General features: G+C 40.5%; 14 protein-coding genes and 2 pseudogenes. 5 read left to right on the top strand and 11 right to left on the bottom strand.

Translation table 11 applies throughout. The features are described 5' to 3' along the window. Position 1 precedes the first annotated feature (1 nt). The 7 genes from spt4 to MSVAZ_RS03425 all read right to left on the bottom strand — a co-directional run bounded on the left by spt4 (position 2) and on the right by MSVAZ_RS03425 (position 6,002). A complete protein-coding gene (gene spt4, locus MSVAZ_RS03455) occupies positions 2–187 on the bottom strand; it encodes a transcription elongation factor subunit Spt4 (protein WP_011305323.1) in 186 nt (61 codons plus the stop codon). Between the two features lie 17 nt (positions 188–204). Next, entirely contained in the window at positions 205–789 is a 585-nt protein-coding gene (locus MSVAZ_RS03450; protein ID WP_048118097.1) for a DNA-directed RNA polymerase, read from the bottom strand. A 56-nt stretch (positions 790–845) separates the two neighbouring features. Continuing rightward, on the bottom strand, positions 846–1,214 hold the full coding sequence (locus MSVAZ_RS03445; RefSeq protein ID WP_048118095.1) for a DNA-binding protein: 369 nt from the start codon (positions 1,212–1,214) through the stop codon (positions 846–848). Beyond that, positions 1,211–2,437 carry a translation initiation factor IF-2 subunit gamma gene (locus MSVAZ_RS03440; protein WP_231592407.1) on the bottom strand — a complete coding sequence of 409 codons (1,227 nt, stop codon included), beginning with the start codon at positions 2,435–2,437 and terminating at the stop codon, positions 1,211–1,213. Before MSVAZ_RS03440 ends, MSVAZ_RS03445 begins: the two co-directional genes overlap by 4 nt. 343 nt (positions 2,438–2,780) lie before the next feature. Next, positions 2,781–3,944, bottom strand: a complete 1,164-nt coding sequence (locus MSVAZ_RS03435) for a formate--phosphoribosylaminoimidazolecarboxamide ligase family protein (RefSeq protein ID WP_048118088.1) — start codon at positions 3,942–3,944, stop codon at positions 2,781–2,783. A 378-nt stretch (positions 3,945–4,322) separates the two neighbouring features. Further along, positions 4,323–5,066, bottom strand: coding sequence for a stage II sporulation protein M (locus tag MSVAZ_RS03430; protein WP_048118085.1), 744 nt, complete (start codon positions 5,064–5,066; stop codon positions 4,323–4,325). Between the two features lie 78 nt (positions 5,067–5,144). Then, positions 5,145–6,002: a DUF63 family protein gene (locus MSVAZ_RS03425; RefSeq protein WP_048118082.1), complete on the bottom strand. Its 858-nt coding sequence runs from the start codon at positions 6,000–6,002 to the stop codon at positions 5,145–5,147. 745 nt (positions 6,003–6,747) lie between these two features. On the opposite strand from MSVAZ_RS03425, the gene MSVAZ_RS03420 reads away from it, so the two are divergent. The 3 genes from MSVAZ_RS03420 to MSVAZ_RS03410 all read left to right on the top strand — a co-directional run bounded on the left by MSVAZ_RS03420 (position 6,748) and on the right by MSVAZ_RS03410 (position 9,475). Continuing rightward, on the top strand, positions 6,748–7,821 hold the full coding sequence (locus MSVAZ_RS03420; RefSeq protein WP_048118079.1) for an NAD(P)-dependent glycerol-1-phosphate dehydrogenase: 1,074 nt from the start codon (positions 6,748–6,750) through the stop codon (positions 7,819–7,821). Between the two features lie 494 nt (positions 7,822–8,315). Continuing rightward, positions 8,316–8,765 (top strand): UPF0179 family protein, encoded by a 450-nt coding sequence (locus MSVAZ_RS03415; RefSeq protein ID WP_048118076.1) that lies wholly within the window; start codon positions 8,316–8,318, stop codon positions 8,763–8,765. 74 nt (positions 8,766–8,839) lie between these two features. Next, positions 8,840–9,475, top strand: a complete 636-nt coding sequence (locus MSVAZ_RS03410; protein ID WP_048118073.1) for a DUF2150 family protein — start codon at positions 8,840–8,842, stop codon at positions 9,473–9,475. Between the two features lie 305 nt (positions 9,476–9,780). On the opposite strand, the gene MSVAZ_RS03405 is transcribed toward MSVAZ_RS03410, so the two are convergent. The 4 genes from MSVAZ_RS03405 to MSVAZ_RS03390 all read right to left on the bottom strand — a co-directional run bounded on the left by MSVAZ_RS03405 (position 9,781) and on the right by MSVAZ_RS03390 (position 14,764). After that, positions 9,781–10,968 carry a glycosyltransferase family 4 protein gene (locus MSVAZ_RS03405; RefSeq protein ID WP_048118071.1) on the bottom strand — a complete coding sequence of 396 codons (1,188 nt, stop codon included), beginning with the start codon at positions 10,966–10,968 and terminating at the stop codon, positions 9,781–9,783. A 599-nt stretch (positions 10,969–11,567) separates the two neighbouring features. Further along, entirely contained in the window at positions 11,568–12,572 is a 1,005-nt protein-coding gene (locus MSVAZ_RS03400) for a galactose-1-phosphate uridylyltransferase (RefSeq protein ID WP_048118069.1), read from the bottom strand. A gap of 12 nt (positions 12,573–12,584) precedes the next feature. Beyond that, positions 12,585–12,971, bottom strand: a complete 387-nt coding sequence (locus MSVAZ_RS03395; RefSeq protein WP_048118066.1) for a hypothetical protein — start codon at positions 12,969–12,971, stop codon at positions 12,585–12,587. Then, a complete protein-coding gene (locus MSVAZ_RS03390; RefSeq protein WP_048118063.1) occupies positions 12,968–14,764 on the bottom strand; it encodes a glycosyltransferase in 1,797 nt (598 codons plus the stop codon). Before MSVAZ_RS03390 ends, MSVAZ_RS03395 begins: the two co-directional genes overlap by 4 nt. Positions 14,765–15,371: 607 nt before the next feature. Here MSVAZ_RS03390 and MSVAZ_RS03385 point away from each other — a divergent pair. Continuing rightward, positions 15,372–16,115, top strand: a pseudogene (locus MSVAZ_RS03385) (IS110 family transposase); the annotation flags it as partial. Positions 16,116–16,225: 110 nt separating this feature from the next. Further along, positions 16,226–16,726 (top strand): annotated as a pseudogene (locus tag MSVAZ_RS03380) (transposase); the annotation flags it as partial. Between the last annotated feature and the right edge of the window lie 92 nt (positions 16,727–16,818).

Below are 16,818 nucleotides of genomic sequence, written 5' to 3'. Positions count from 1 at the left end.
ATCAGCGCACCTTCAAAGCAAATTTATCAGGAATGTCAACCCCAAGCTTTTTTGCTATTTCTGAGCGTTCAGGGTCCAGAATAATTACAAGCCCACTCCATTCCTCTGCAAGGTCCGAAGTCCCACATATAGGGCAGTTTTGTCCTTCCAGAACTCTCATGCAGTGTCGACACACTTTTTCTGCCATACAAATCCTTTTCCTTTTCAGACAGTTCCTTCAGGAACAGCTTCATTGGACTGTTTCTTTATACGGGCTTCCTCAAGCCACTGCAACTTTCCAAGAGCAGTCTGACGCATAGTAAGGCCTATTTTACTCTCTTTAGGCTCTCTCTCGTTGATGCTTACAGCGACAACCCTGGCCCTTACATGGTCACCTTCAGCAATGGATTTGCCTCCGTTCTTTGTCACAAGCCTTGCATTTTTGGCGTCGTATGAAATAAAATCATCAGTAATCTGGCTGACGTGAAGTAAGCCGTCCATTGGTCCCATCCCTACGAAAACTCCAAAACCAACAGCTTCAACAACTTCGCCCTCAATAATCTCCTGGAGCTCAGGCACGAACATTATTGCCTCGAATGTAACATCGTAATATACTGCCCCATCTCCTACGAGGATATGCCCTTCCCCTATCTCGACTATCTTGCAAATAGCAACGAGAGAACCAAGTTTTTTGTCAACCTGCCCCTCGAGTTTTTCTCTTAACGCGTTTTTAACAGTTTGCGTCACCTCTTCCCCTAAAAGGGTCGGAGGGATACGGACCGTATCAACGAGCTTCATCATTTTATACATCTGCTAATCACCCGTAAAAACAATCAATTTAATGCTGCCCGGTAAAATACCATAGTTCAGACAAAGTCCAGTTTATTTTTCTGTCTAAGGGATATGGTCTGGATTCCTTTTTCGGCAAGCCTGCGCTTTAACCCGATATCATTTGTCAGAACCGCTGCCTCCATTTCCTTTGCCAGCCTTAGAATTACATCATCTGCAGGACCTACAGCAGGAGTTATACGCTCGCACCTGTCCATCATGGACCTGGCAACCTTTGCAGCTGTTCTGTCCGAACCTCTTTCCCGCTTTATGAGTTTTTCTATCTCGAATACTACAGCCTCAGGAACAAAAAATTCGTCAAATCCCAGCCTTTTCAGTTCTTCGAAAATATCCACTCCGAACTGGACCGGGATCATGAACCCATTAGTATCAATTATAACTTTCAACTCTTAATTACCCCTACTCCAATAAGCCGCCAGCGAGAGTCGATTCTCCTGCTGATAGCAACCCTTGACCCGATGGCTGCGCTAATCGGACGTTTAAGGGCCACCTGCGCTTCATTTTTCCTGGCACTTGTAACCACACCAACTGTGGTTGCTGTTCCTATATTGAGCATAAGGGGTTCGCTGGTTTTGATTTCATTGATTTTTTCTTCTCTTGTAACTCCCACTACTCTCTCTAGCAGGTGTAATTCCATGACGAACTGATGTCTGGTCTCAGGAAGAGTACCAGGTGCGCCTGCAATCTGTCCTGTTAAAGAGTCGCCTTTTGTCAGTGTAGGGTCAAGATAAGTTCCGACAGCCAGAAGGCCTCCGGGAGTTGCTTCTTCTACCTTTGTTGCGCCTGCAAAGATAGACGAAATCGTTGTCAAAATCGGAATCCATCTTGTGGCGCCTTCGGTTGTAACCTTGATTCCTGGCCTTATTTCCAGCTCGTCTCCGGGGTGAAGGACTCCTTCAGTCAGAGTTCCTCCGATAACTCCCCCACGCATTTCTTCAATTGAAGCTCCTGGCTTGTTAATATCAAAAGAACGGGCAATCAACATGCTGGCAGGCTTGTCTACTTTGTGGACAGGAGTCGGGATCACGGTTTCCAGAGCATCAATAAGGATATCGATGTTGATATTCTGCTGAGCCGAGATCGGGATTACAGGTGCATTCTCTGCAACCGTGCCTTTAACAAATTCCTTTATCTGACGATAGTTCTCAAGAAGGCGTTCTCTGGATACAAGGTCAATCTTATTTTGCACTATAACAATATTCTTAATCCCTATAATATCCAGGGCCATAAGGTGTTCTTTTGTCTGGGGCTGCGGGCAGTCTTCGTTTGCTGCAATTACCAGTACTGCCCCATCCATAATAGCAGCACCTGATAGCATGGTAGCCATCAGGGTTTCGTGTCCAGGAGCGTCTACAAAAGACACTGTCCTGTGTTCTTCCGTCTTTTCTCCACAGTTAGGGCAGGTCTTTTCTACAGTATAACATTGAGGAGAAGGGCATTTGGGACATTTCATGAACAGGGAGTCTGCATACCCCAGTCTGATAGAAATCCCTCTTTTTACTTCCTCACTATGTGTATCTGTCCAAACGCCTGATAAGGCTTTAACAAGTGTGGTTTTTCCATGGTCGACATGTCCTACCATGCCGATATTAACACAAGGCTGACTCAAGTTGTAATTTCCTCCAGTAAAGTGAAGTGATCCGATATAAAGCAGGTCTATCATTCTAAACCTGAACCATAAAATTTTGAATTATTTTTCCAGTAGGTCCGCAGATTCCAACCCTTAACTCATCTGGTCTGTAATTTAAAATGCAATTTTGAATTAAAGCGGGTTTGGGGGAACGGAAATATTCCCCGGCCCATAGTCTGGATTTCCTGAATTGTAAGTTCGGGTAAATTTTATAATTATGTTTTCGTATCACGGTTTAAAGCTTGCAGATTCAGGTGATACTTTTAAAGTTTACGGTACCTTCATAGTTAATATCTACTAATGCCGGAAAGCCTTAATAAATTTATGTGACGATAGCGTCAAGCTTCTCCAGTTCGAGGGCACGCCTGATCTCAAAGGCCAGTCTTCTTCCTGTACTCATTGGTCTTCTCCAGAGCGAGTTGCCGTAAGAATGACCTAATGACATATGAACGTTGGTCCCGCCGCCTACTCTTGGGGCCACATCATAAATATAGAAGTTAAGATCCTTATCAACGCAGGTCTGCAGGCAGAAAGGCCCTATAATTCCAGGAGAATAATGTTCCTGTGTAGCTTTTACATATTTTTCTCCCATTTGAAAGACTTTCTCAAGGAGAGACTCGCGCAGAGTTGCAGAGTTATGCCCGCACACCGTGTATTCAGGAGTTAACTGGCTTTCTGCCAGGGACATTTGCTGCGGGGCAGGAAGCCTTACATGCCCGTCAAGGCTGGTCTCAAAGCGCCAGTCAATCCCAAGGAGCTCCAGCTTGCTCATTTTCGGCTCGATTGGGGAATAAAACATATCAAGGTTGAACACAGGACCTATGATATAACGCTCTATCCTTGCATTCTCAAGGGCCTCACGTGTGATAACTCCCTGCTTAATTAGAGCCTCGGATTTCTCCGTATATTCTCTGTAACTTGAAGCGGTAAAGAATCCCCGTTCGAGTTTTTTTACTGCATGCGGGAGCTTGACCATTACAAGCTCATTAATATCCTTTGGAGACTCGATTTTTTCCGGAAAAGGAAGCCCTGCTTTTTCCAGAATCCAGTAATAGCTCTGCTGCTCACTGCGTTCCTCGCTTCGGAGAAGGTTCCTGCTTCCCACAAGAGGCACTCTGAAGTTCTCTTCAATCTCATCTATACTGCAGTATGAAGTAAAGGATCTGTTTGGGACAAAAAGCACATTTTCATCAACCAGTTTCTGCTGGTTTTCAGGCAGGAGAATTTCGTTGTATTTTTTGAAAACAACGGCCTCGTCAACAATCCCCCTCATTACTTTTCCAGAAAGGTCTCTCTGAGCCCTGAAGTATTCGCTGTATGTTTTCTCCCTGCCAGCCTGACATACAGCAAGAGTCCTGAACTCCTCTTCAACTGCCCCATCACAGATGTCGAGTCCTGAGTGAGAGCCTATAGTTCCGACTTTTATCTTATCAGCGTGGGTATAGTAGCCTTCAACGATTTCCTTAATTTCGTTCCTGTCAATCATATTTAATGTTCCTTGGCTTTGGAAATAAATCCTTTCAATGAAATGGTAATAGGTATGACTTTAAGATATGATTTTGAAACCTGCCACTCGATAGAGATTCCTCGAAATACAGGTCTCACGACTATTCACCAGATATTATGAAGTAAAAATCCTGAGAGGTTTTCCCCATTAACGGCTTTTACCTATAAAATCCCTTTCTAATATAAGTAATCATTTATATAATGAAAGAAAGCAAGAAAGCTCTAAAGCCAGAAAAAGTTAGACCAGAACAGATATCTGAACCTTTTCCATTGGTTTCCGAATTCAGAGTTTCCATAGTTTTTGACACTTTTCAGTTGGTTTCCGAATTCAGAGTTTCCTTCAGTTTTTGACACTTACTTAAATCGACCTGAGGATAACAGGTGTAATAAAAGTCTCAATTATGGCTGCAACCAGAAGAAGAGGCAAGATCCAGTGGAAATAAAACGTAAGCCCCTCTTTAAATTCACTTTTTATCTGGGTAGGTCTACCTATAAGGGCAGAAAATACCTGGTATCCGAGCCGAAGTCCTATTCCTGCAGAAAGGAAGACCATAGGCAGTTCCAGTATCCCATGGGGAAGAAGACCAAGCAAAATAAAGAACATTCCTCTTTCCTGAGCTATAAGATAAACGATAACCCCCACAACATATCCATTAAAGGCTATAAAAATTACCGGAAGAATTCCCAGAGCCAGCCCGAGCACCAGAAAAAGCAGGCTTAAAAATGCATTATTAAGAAAAATTGTAAACATTATGAAAAGAGGGTTCAGTGTCATGATTGACGCAAAGCGGGAGCTAAAACTTTCTCTGAGAGTCTCAGCCATAGAAGGAAAACTTGCAGCTGAATAATAGCCTACACCTAAAAATACAAAAAATATAAAGGCCATAAGAAGTGCATAAGGCCAGATAAATCGCAGATATTCTGTAAACCCTTTTTTTGGGTCTTTTCTGCTATCGTGCCAGGCTTCGACCGCGCTGCTTCCGGGAAAGAAACCTTTCTCTTCTGCAGCATATCCCCTGTTTCCCATCTCTCCTTCAGGAGTTCCTGCAGTCTGTACTCCTGTTTTTCTCTCATCTGAATTATAATCGTCCTCTCTTTCCATACCTATCCCCACCAGTAATTCTCAGCTCATTTAATTCTGTTCCAAATACATATGATGCCTGCTAAATATCTTTTTATCTCAAATTCCCATCATCATCCGGATCGTGTTCCGGGTTGCAGGAGAGAGACCAAGGATCAAAATGACCATTTTTATTAGCATTTTTAAGTTCAAGGAACGCTCGTCATCCTCAAACTGAGTGTCAAGCACATAAAGAACCCCTACAAAGATAATAAGCTTTAATGGATACATAACCAATGCGGTGCCAGTCAAGTTAATAAGATAGGTGGGCACTACATGTTTTTCAAAGTATCCAAGATGATCTACTCCTATGTATGTCGAAGAAGCATCCATCAAGTGAGCCATCAGGATAGAAAGGTTCAGGGGATTGGTGAATATTGAGGACTTGAAATGACGGGCAATAAGATAAAAAATAAAGGTTAGACCTATTCCTGCCACGATTACGAATACGGGAACGTAAGGGTATACTATATTATCGAAATGGAGGAGGACAGCGAGATTTATGAAAAACCATGCGAGTCCGAAGCCTGCAAAAGTGAGATGAAAATCTTTTACAAGCCCTGCTTTCTGCATGCGGATTGAAATCCAGAGGCAGCTTATGGTTATCGCAAAAACCAGGAAATAAATATTGGGAGTTATGAGAAGATAGCTAAATGGCGGGTGGAAGATACCTGCAGGAGAATCTTCAATTACACGCAGAGAAGACCCTGCAAGTACGAAAGGCAGGACAGATGCAATAAAGCGAGGGGTTATTTTTACCTCAAGCTTTTCGAGCAGCCTGAAAACCCCAAATATACAAATACCCAGTATTATTGCCCAGGTAATGGTATTTACAGTATTATACCCTTCATCACCTCTTATGGGGTCAAGATAATAGGTATTAATAAACTGTGAGATATTATCTATTGAAAAACTCATCTTATCACTCATTCAAAATGGCAATATCCTAATACAATCAATACTTACAATGTATATGCCGAACTTACTTCCTTAATCAAGAGGATAGTGTTCTTCTCCGGTGCTCGATCTTCGTTCTAATATAAGATATTTCTTTCCGAAGGGTTCTACCCAATAAGCGTTAGCAATATTATATAAGCTTTGATGTATTACTGTATTTTTATAATTATTTATGATATGTTAGTAGTAAAATTGTCATACATAATATAATGATAAGAATAGAGAATTTATAATGATGTAAACATAAAGATTATTCTAATATAAACCTGGAAATAGTCTTAAATAAGTTATGAGTAAAGAATTATAAATTATGAGTTTTGATATCTCATGCTTCAAATGCACTTAAAATAAGACCTCAGACCCAAAAAACACTTTAAATAAGATCTCAGACCCAAATAATACTTTAAATAATATCTCAGACCCAAAAAACATTTTAAACAACATATCAGACTTGAAAACATTTTTAAATATTAATAAATCTCTGACTTGAGACATATTCCAGACTGGGATTATAAAGAATCAAGTTAATGAGTTAACGAAATTGAATGTACCTGATATGCCGCAGTCTGCTGATACTCTAAACTTATGATAATCTAAACTTATGATAATCTAAACTTATTGATACTCTAAACTTATGACTTCGTACGTATATTCGGGTTTATAAGAGCCAATTTACAATCTATCGTAATTGAATACTGATGCAGGTATGAAATTGACCATTAACAAAAACAGCGCAAAATGGATGCAGCTTCCAAGAGATGTGCTTGTCGGGCATGGCGTGCTTGAGGAAATTGGAGATGTCTGCAGGGACCTGAAACTGAAAGGAAATGCGCTGATCGTAACCGGAAGTACTACAAAGAATATTGCAGGCAAGAGAGTCGGTAACCTCCTTGAGAGTGCGGGTTGTTGTAGTGCGGAAACGGTTCTGACGTGCAAAGCTACTAAGGAAGAGGTCGAAAAAGTTATGGAAAAGGCCCTTGAAGTAGAGGCTACTTTTCTCCTTGGGGTTGGGAGCGGCAGGTCTATCGACCTTGCAAAACTTGCTTCGACCCGACTTGAACTTCCTTTTATTAGCGTGCCGACGGCAGCTTCCCACGATGGCATCGCATCTTCCCGTGCCTCAATTGTGGATAATGGGATAAGTACGTCTGCACAGGCCCAGGCTCCTATTGCCGTTATTGCAGATACTGAGATTATTTCAGCAGCCCCTTTCCGCTTTCTTGCGGCTGGCTGTGGAGACATAATTTCCAATTATACAGCAGTGCTGGACTGGGAATTTGCAAGCAGACTCAGGAATGAATATTTTGGGGCATATGCTGCAGCACTTTCCCGTATGGCTGCCCGAGTTATTATTGATTGTGCGGATTCGATTAAGCCTGAGCACGAGACCTCGGCAAGGCTTGTGGTAAAAGCTCTTGTATCGAACGGGGTTGCGATGAGTATCGCAGGCTCTTCAAGACCTGCTTCAGGCTCGGAACATATGTTTAGCCATGCACTTGACAAGATAGCTCCAAAACCCGCGCTCCACGGAGAACAATGTGGAGTAGGGACAATTATGATGATGTACCTCCACGGAGGAAACTGGCAGGAAATAAGGGAAGCCTTAAAAAAGATAGGGGCTCCTGTAACTGCCGAAGAACTGGGTATAGAAGATAAGTATATAATTGAAGCCCTGTTACATGCACACAGCATTCGCCCTGAGCGTTATACAATTCTCGGTAGTGGCCTTAATCCCTCCGCGGCTGAGAAAGTTGCAAGAATCACAAAGGTCATAAATTGAAAAGTTATTCTTATTCAGTCTAAAGCCAATAATGAATGCCTGCTCAAGATACCAGAGTTTAAGGTGGGTTTCAGTTCAGAAATCCAACAACCTGTACCGGTTAAAAAATTCGGTTAATCTGGAGTCCATTAAATTTCAATAAGGGAATCATTTAACTTCTAATCAAGTAATCACTTAACTTTCCAATCAAGTAATCACTTAACTTTCCAATCAAGTAATAACTTAACTTTCCAATCAAGTAATAACTTAACTTTCCAATCAAGTAATAACTTAACTTTCCAATCAGGCAATCACTTAACTTTCCAATCAAGTAATCACTTAACTTTCCAATCAAGTAATCACTTAACTTCCAATCAAGTAATCACTTAACTTTCCAATTAAAGAAATATCTCAAATCAAACCAGATATTGAACTTCAAATTATCTTGGAATAAGCTCCAGGTGACCCCGATAAATGGGGCACAGGCCCAAAAACAATTAAAAGGAAGAGTTATTATGACAGAAAGCGATACCAAAATAACACTTATCGGATCACGGCTTGCAAGGGAAGGGCTGGAATTCATATTTAAAGGTGAGATGCCTGAATGTAAGAAATGCCGGCTGAAAAATACCTGTCTTAACCTCGAACCCGGGCGCAGGTACAGAGTCGAAAGAATAAGGAACAAAGATATCCATGAATGTTTCCTGCATGATAGCGGCGTGCTTGCCGTCGATGTGAGCAAGGCACCTATCCTGACTACGTTGGAATCAAGAAAAGCAGTCGACGGGGCAAGAATCATGTATGAGCCTCCAAAATGTGGCAAGAGAGAATGCGAGATTTATGAGACCTGCCACCCCGAGGGACTCGTAAAAGGCGATAAATGCAAAATTGTAGAGGTCCTCGAAAACCTTGATTCCAAGTGTGAAGCCAACTATTCCCTGAAAAAAGTGAAATTATCCTGGTGAATGTAAACAAACACATTTTAGTAATAGTAAGATTGATTATCAATAAATAAAAAAGGTAAGAAGCGGTGTTATAAGTGCCTGAACAAGGAATGAACCAGGTCCCCCCCTATGAATTTTATACCCAAAAGCGCTGGGAAAACTGGCTCGGACGGGCAAGAGAGAGCGGTTTCCAGATTAAAGAGTCGGAAGATGAATCTGGAAAAGAAAGTGCAATATTCGTAAATATGGTTGATGATGTGATTCTGGCCTGCCTGAAAGTAGTTGCACGCTTTGATAAGGGTATGCTCTCCAGAGAAACAGCTCTGGAAATCCTGGCTGAGATCCGGGACATTGTACTTTCCGATGTCGAGCCAATTTCAGAAGATATCAACCTTATGATCGACTCTGTCCAGACCTCTCTGATGGGGGCTCTTATCGCCTTCGAATGCTACGTTATGGGCGACTATGATGAGGGAGCCAATATTGCAGAGCTTGTAAAATCAGCCATTGAGGCAGAATCCTCTGACAATCTTGAGATTGCTCTTGACTATACTGCACAATGCGGTGCACTCGTACTGAAAGGAAAAAGCCTGCCTGAAGAGGTTATGGCCGATCTTCCCTACGGCATTGTCGCAGAATGGCTTGATGGAATTGACTCCATCTCGGCTGCAATGGTAGGAAGCGATAGCTACAAGGAATTTGATGAAGAGGATGAAGAGGATATAGCCTAAACTCTCCTACAAACAAAGGATTCCGTTTCCAGTTTTTAGGAATACGGAAGTCCTTTGAAAATTTATGAGAAGCAAATCTTGAAGTAAAATGAGTAAATTTTGAGATAAATAGACTTAAAGCACTCAATACTTTGTCGAAAACCAAATATTAGCTCAAAAATCAATTAAAAAAATTAAATATTATTGAAAAAAGTGGTTAAAAAATTAAATATTATTGAAAAAAGTGGTTAAAAAATTAAATATTATTGAAAAATGTGTTAAAAAATTAAATATTTAAAGGTACTTCTATCTCGAATTCCTGAGCTTCAAATGACTTTTTCTGCCTCAGTCTCATGTTTTTCGATTACTTTTTTGTATACTTCGAGAGTTTTTTCAGCTATGGTTTTCCAGTTATACCGCTTTTTAAGAAGATCATAACCTTTTTCTCCCATTCTATTGTGGCCAAGCCCTTCAAGTACATAATTAAGTCCCCAGGCAATAGAAGAGGGCTCTTTATGTGCGATAACGCCTGTCCTGAAATTTTCTACGAGGGCAACTGCATCGCTTGCAACTACCGGTTTCATTGCGTCCCAGGCTTCAAGCACCACAATTCCGAAGGGCTCATTCCGGCTGGGAACGCACACAAGGTCGCAGGCATTGAACCAGTCTATTACAGTATTATCCGGAGCGTACCCAAGGAAATTGCATGAATTTCCAATGCCAAGCCTATTAGCCTGATTTTCACACTGAGAGCGCATTTCTCCTTCACCGATAAGCACAAATTGGGCATTCCTTTTCTTCAGTACTTTAGCAGCAGCTTCCACCAGAAGGTCAGGCCCTTTCTGATAGGACATCCTTCCCGTGAAAAGCACCACTGGAAGACATGGATGGATACCATAGTGCCTTTTCACATCTCCGGGGTCGATTTGTCTTTTTATTTTTCCCACGTTTATGCCATTGGGAACTTCCCAGAGCTTGTAATCGGGAATTTTGTAGATATGCTTGATTTCTTCTCTCAATATGGTCGAGGTTATGATAATCTCCGAAGATTCATAGCCTCCAAGCCATTCTCTGTGTGAGATTTCCTTTGCCTCCCACCAGTCTCCATGGCGATTTCCATTACGCCCCCATTCCGTACTGTGGAAGGTCATCACAAAGGGCAGTCCGAACTGGGTTTTTATCCTGCAAAGCACATTTACAGGGTGCCAGTCGTGACCGTGGAGAACATCAAATTCCCCTGCACTTTCTCTCACTTCGAGGAACCGGCAGTACATACCATCACACATATGGTTCATCTGCTCAACGATTCCTCCATTTTGATCACAGGCAATTTTGTGATAATAAACCCCATTTATCACCTCATCTTTGTTTTCATGGCCTCGTGTAAACAGGTGGACCTCATGCCCCTCTGCCGCAAGAGCATCAGAGAGCTCGGACACATGGGGTGAGATCCCCCCTACACGTATCGAATACAAACTTTCCCAGGTAAATATTCCTATTCGAATCTTTTTCATAAGCTCACTTATCCCTTTTTATCAAAATGGGAGTTAAGGAGTAACGAAGAATGCAGGCTCCTCCTTGCCTTTTTAATAATTACATTCTTTAGTTTGCTGAATTCGGTCATATTACTGGTTTATGATATTAGTAATTTATAGTAATAGTTTATACTAATTTATCAATAGGTTACATTAAGAATTTATGGTAACAGTATATATTAATTAGTTGGATTAATCCTTTATTAAAAGTATATATTAATTAGTTGGATTAATCCTTTATTAAAAGTATATATTAATTAGTTGGATTAATCCTTTATTAAAAGTATATTAGTTAGTTCAGTTATACTTATCTTAAGTTTACTGAATCCAGCTTACTAGAATCTGTCTATAATTCTATACCCCTTAAGCCTTCAACGAGTCGTATAAATCAAAAGGAGTATGACTTTGATTTACGTGACATGAAGATAATTTTTGTATAAAGAATCGTATTTTTTATATTTTACTAACTTTATTCCTTTTTAATGGTAGATAAATATATCTGTAAATTTTTGTTATAATTTAAGCTATAAATAAAAATAACTCTTTTGAATCCTCTTAATCAGTTTGTTTTACAAGCCTCATTCTCCATGCATAAGGTCTTCCCGTAAATAAGAGGCTGCCCTTTCCGGAGAAACCGTATTAATATAAGTTCCTGTATTGAGCTCAAAACCCGCATGAATAGAAATCCTGGGGAGCAAACGGATGTTCAGGTGATATTCAGGAGATTCGGAAAGCTGGTAAAACATGTAATTAAAGGGCGGTTTTCCAAGAATTCGTCCATAACTTTTGAGAATGGCTTTCAGAATATCTCCCAGAGCAAAAAGAAGTTGGTCACTGCAACCGCCAAGAGAACTGACATGCTTTCTGGGAAGGAACCACACTTCAAATGGTCCCATTGAGGAATAAGGAGTAAAGGCTATCCATTCACTATTTTCAGATATTAAACGGGGAGACGCTTTTTCCAGGTCAAAGATTTCACAGTAAGGGCATTTCTTTATTTTCCTGATAACCTTCAATTCCCTTGCAAGAGGAGAAGGACAAAACGGCAGGGCAAGAATCTGGCTGTGAAGGTGATTAATCGAAGCCCCTGCTTTCTCCCCTGAATTTTTAAACAGGGAAACGTAGCGGATATTTTCACGGGTTGCATAATTGCATGTACGGTCTCTATAGACCTGCATGAGTTCTGAAATTTCAGATTTAGAAAAGTCCTCAAGCCTTCTCCCATGCAAAGGTGACTCTACGATAACTTCATGAAACCCATATCCAGGTTCAGCCTGCAGCCCACTTTTCTCCGGCTCTGGGGACCCAGACACAGGTGAAAGGGCAGGATAAAGGTTCGGAAAGCAGCGGAAATCCCAGTTGCGTACCCTTTTTTCAGGGGTATCTGAATAGATTTTCCCATTTTTATAGACAGCAGTGGCAAGAGGAGTATTTTCCTCGGCTCCTCCGCAAAAAAGGCAGTTTTCAGATCCATTTTTCCCGCGGTCTTTGTCCGCAACTGCAAAGTCCGAAGGCCTTTTAGCTCTTTCTTCGGCAATTATACAGTACTCGGAAAGAAAGTAATGCTTTCTGATTTCTGACATTTCAGGAAAACCTCACCATATTTCTTTTCGTTTTTCCTGATATTCGTTTTTCCTGATATTCGTTTTTCCTGATATTCGTTTTTCCTGATATTCGTTTTTCCTGATATTCGTTTTTCCTGATATTCGTTTTTCCTGATATTCGTTTTTCCTGATATTCGTTTTTCCTGATATTCGTTTTTCCTGATATTCGTTTTTCCTGATATTCGTTTTTCCTGATATTCGTTTTTCCTGATATTCGTTTTTCCTGATATTCGTTTTTCCTGATATTCGTTTTTCCTGATATTCGTTTTTCCTGATATTCGTTTTTCCTGATATTCGTTTTTCCTGATATTCGTTTTTCCTGATATTCGTTTTTCCTGATATTCGTTTTTCCTGATATTCATTTTTCCTGATATTCATTTTTCCTGTTTGCAGAACCGAGCCCCGCTTATCAGTTCATAATACTGTTCAGTAGGAGCTTTCCAGTCCATATCTTTTGCAAGGAGGAAGGCTTCCCTGCAGAGAAGTTTATATTTTACCCTATCTTCTATGAAATTCCGTGTAAAATAACTGACTGCCAGGGCGTAGTCAAGGACTGTTTCGTAATAGGAAAGACCTATATTGTCTACTACTATCACTCCACCAAGCGCTTCTTTAAGGGACTCAATTGTCTTTATGGCATCACTAAAGCCGCATACCCTACTGACCACACTTGGGGTTCCTTCTTTTCCGGCTTCAAGCCCGGTGAGCAGGAAGGGGTCATAACGCGAGGGAAAGATACCTGCACAGCAGCCTGCCATAAATTCTCCAACTTCCATGCCCAGACCTCCGTCCGAGCTTGAAAGAATCTGTGGGTATAAAAGTGCTGCAACCGAGCGTTTCCCCCGTACCATTTTTGGAAAATCCAGCCCCCTTTTCTCAATCATCTGCTGGATTCTCAGTTCGTTTCCTACAAGCACCTCTTTTGGCAGGTTCACAGGAAATCCTGACGGAAGGTTTGTTTTGGACCCTTCGGCTGTAACAAGGAAACAGATTACCCTGATTCCCTCCTGCATATGTCCTTCGAGAATGCTGTTTTTTATTATGTGCTCAAGTGCAACAAGGGAATCGAGAAGGTCCGGATATCCTTTATTTTCCACTTCCAGGCGAGATATTGTGAAAATCGGAATTATCTTTTCGGGTTCTATCCTTTCCCCTCCGTGGTACTTATACAGATTTTCGGAAAGGAATTTTCGGATCCGTTCAAGGGAGCTTTCTTTCAGGTCCCAGTTTATCTTGTCGGATTCTATGGTTATTCCGTTTCGGATCACAATTCCGTTAATCCCGTAAAAGAGCCTGGCTTCCTGTCGGGTCGATTCTCCTACTGCAGTGACCGTATCGGCATATGCAGCCAGCGCTTCAAGGGCAGCCAGGTTTTCAGGCACGCCTGAAGGCCATGTGCTGTCATTATTCCTTCTTTTCTGGATAGTATTATATCCTGCAGTCCTTCCAGGTAGAGTTGCATGCAGAGTTGCAACAGTATTTACTGGAATTCCAAGTTTCTTAAGCCTGGCTGGCGCATAAAATACCCCAAATTCATGGCAGTGCAGAGAGACGCCTGGGCAGGGAATAAAATTATGAGTTGAAGCTGCACCAGTGGTTTCGGAATTTTCCGAAGCTGTGCTTAGAAGGAGCCTGACAAGTTCGGAAACCGCATAGGACAGGCATAGGTAATGGGTATACTCAGGCCCGTTTGACATATTTTCATATTTCAGGGAATCAAGCCCAAGGTGCTCATAGGCTTCGGATTTGATCTTGCTTTCAAGGTTCATCTCCTTTCCCTGATACATGCAACGTATTTTTCCAAAATCCGAGGTTTGAAACTGCAAATAGCCTATCTTCATTCCCCCCACGAACTTGCATCCTGTAAATACCTTGATACCTGAGTTTTCAAGGGATTCAAGGCTTTTCCGGAGTTCTTCGCCAGGGTTCAGGGATTCAAATTCCTCCATCTCCGTAATCCGGTTTAATCCTCGATTCCAGTCCGCGCCTCTGTGAGCATAATAAGGGCCCACAACAAGGATCTCTTTATCTTCTTTTGTATCCAATTGTCCTGAATCGAAAAGAGAAGCAAGGGTTTGTGCTTCTTCATGAATAACATTCCAGATCCCGCCCATTTTATTTGATTTAGGGCCTGCTTCTTCTCCGGCAATTATGACAAAATGTTTTCCCAAATTTTAATCCCCCAGGACCTTTTGCCATTCAGTTATAATTTATGTTTAAATTCACGTATAAGTATTAAAGTGTATCAATTGGAAGATAAAATTGTAAGGGATGCAGGATGTATGACGGAAATATCTAAGTTTATGATTACGGCCTGTTAGAAGAACTGAAGATAGTAGAGATTAAAGATAGAGATTAAAGAAAAAAAGGAATAAACATAGAAGCCGCTGGATCTATTGAAGATGTCGATAAAAAGAATAAAAGTGGCTTGAGATACACAGGAAAAAGAATTATTCAAGGAGATTTTTCAGGTGCCGAGATCAAGTACAGCCGTTTTTGTTTTCGCATAGCAGCTTTCCACAATCCTGACTCAGTTCCAAAACAAACATGAAATTCTTCGAATAACAGGCACAAAGAAATGAAAGTACCTTTACCTTACCTTTTTTGACTATTGATTTCATCATTACCTTGGGCAGGAAGGTTGTACTAGATTTGGTTTTAAAAACCTTTCCAAAACTAATCAGTGAATTGTCATCGAAGGCTTAAATGTGACTTTGATCACGGATGCAAAATTGCCTTTTAGGCAATTCCACTGCCCAAAAAATTGGGTGATTTAAGTTGATTGGAATTGTAAACAAATCTTGTGGTTTAGATATCCATAAACGTTTTTTAATTGCTACTATTCTTAGTAAGTCGGGTGAAAAACAGCAACAACGTTTTGATAGGAATGATGAAGGAATTTTAGCTCTTAAAAATTGGGTTGTATCAGAAGAATGTGATGTTGTTGCATGCGAATCAACCAGTGACTTTTGGGTACCTATTCATGATTCATTGATAAAGCATCTACCTGTTATAATTGGAAATGCTCGAGATATGAAGGCATTTACACACAAAAAAACAGATAAAATTGACTCAGAAGTTATTGCACAACTTGCACTTAATAATATGATTCAGCCATCAAGAGTTTTCCCAAAAGATCAGAGGGAATTTCGTTCATACATTCGACTTCGTTTAGCACTTGTTAGAAAAAGAACAGATATAAAAAATGAAGCTCATGCTATTCTTACATCTGAAATGTTTAATTTACATGATGTACTGGCAGATATTTTTGGTAAAAATGGCGTAGCAATTCTATCAGGAATCTCTTCAGGTAAAACTGTTGACCAAATTATAGAAAGCCTTTCTCCAAACGTTCGTAAAAAAAGTTCTCAGATAAGAGAGACTCTGGATAGAGAAATATCTCAAAGTGCAGCAATAAGGCTTCAAATATGTCTTAAATTAATAAAGCACCTTGACGATGAAATAGAAGTTTTGGAAAAAGAAATCTTCATTTATTCTTATGGAAAGCATAAGCGTGAAATGGATATTTTGGCTCTTCGTCATTTCCTGTGGATAAGATGATTTTCAATTCAAGACCGCATTGGTTTTTATGAAGACATTATGAGGATATCCACACAAAACAACGAAGAGCCGATATTTTGATGTCAATTCCAGGTATTGGAGAAATAGGTGCAGCAACTCTAATTTCTGAAATTGGAAATTTAAGAGATTTTCCTTCAGGAGATAAACTTGCTTCATGGCTTGGAATAGTTCCAAATGTGTATCAATCTGCTGATAAATACTACAAAGGGAGAATCACAAAGAGAGGGTCGAAAGTAGCAAGGTGGATTCTAACACAGATAGCTCAGGCAGCAGCAAGAAAGAAAAATAGCAGATTAAAAGAGTTTTTTAACCGGAAAATGAAGTCTATTGGGTATGCTAAGGCAATTATTGCGTTGGCAAGAAAAATAGTTACGATAATTTGGCACCTTATCACAAACGATGAGATGTATCAAGATGAAACAGGATATCAAAAAGGAGAAGTTCATAAGAGGAAAATTGTTGAGACTGAAATCTTTTCGGTTGATGAACGCATAAAAATTATTAGTGGGATAATCGCGATTATGGAAAAAAAGGAAGAAGAGAGTACTTGAGGAAGATGTCCTCATGTACTTTCATGTAAAATCTAGTGATGAACATAAAATTAAAAATCACTAGATTTTTAAAATTGGTTACAATCCTTTGA

The organism is Methanosarcina vacuolata Z-761 (assembly GCF_000969905.1).
In the GTDB taxonomy this organism is placed as follows: Archaea; Halobacteriota; Methanosarcinia; order Methanosarcinales; family Methanosarcinaceae; genus Methanosarcina; species Methanosarcina vacuolata.
Note: the sequence above shows the minus strand (reverse complement) of the source record. Positions and strands in the feature narration are given on the sequence as shown.

Bases quoted from the DNA above. Each gene is read 5' to 3' on its own strand.
- spt4 (WP_011305323.1), bottom strand. From the start codon at position 187: ATGGCAGAAAAAGTGTGTCGACACTGCATGAGAGTTCTGGAAGGACAA.
- MSVAZ_RS03425 (WP_048118082.1), bottom strand. From the start codon at position 6,002: ATGAGTTTTTCAATAGATAATATCTCACAGTTTATTAATACCTATTAT.
- MSVAZ_RS03450 (WP_048118097.1), bottom strand. From the start codon at position 789: ATGTATAAAATGATGAAGCTCGTTGATACGGTCCGTATCCCTCCGACC.
- MSVAZ_RS03400 (WP_048118069.1), bottom strand. From the start codon at position 12,572: ATGTCAGAAATCAGAAAGCATTACTTTCTTTCCGAGTACTGTATAATT.
- MSVAZ_RS03415 (WP_048118076.1), top strand. From the start codon at position 8,316: ATGACAGAAAGCGATACCAAAATAACACTTATCGGATCACGGCTTGCA.
- MSVAZ_RS03430 (WP_048118085.1), bottom strand. From the start codon at position 5,066: ATGGAAAGAGAGGACGATTATAATTCAGATGAGAGAAAAACAGGAGTA.
- MSVAZ_RS03420 (WP_048118079.1), top strand. From the start codon at position 6,748: ATGAAATTGACCATTAACAAAAACAGCGCAAAATGGATGCAGCTTCCA.
- MSVAZ_RS03405 (WP_048118071.1), bottom strand. From the start codon at position 10,968: ATGAAAAAGATTCGAATAGGAATATTTACCTGGGAAAGTTTGTATTCG.
- MSVAZ_RS03435 (WP_048118088.1), bottom strand. From the start codon at position 3,944: ATGATTGACAGGAACGAAATTAAGGAAATCGTTGAAGGCTACTATACC.
- MSVAZ_RS03395 (WP_048118066.1), bottom strand. From the start codon at position 12,971: ATGAATATCAGGAAAAATGAATATCAGGAAAAACGAATATCAGGAAAA.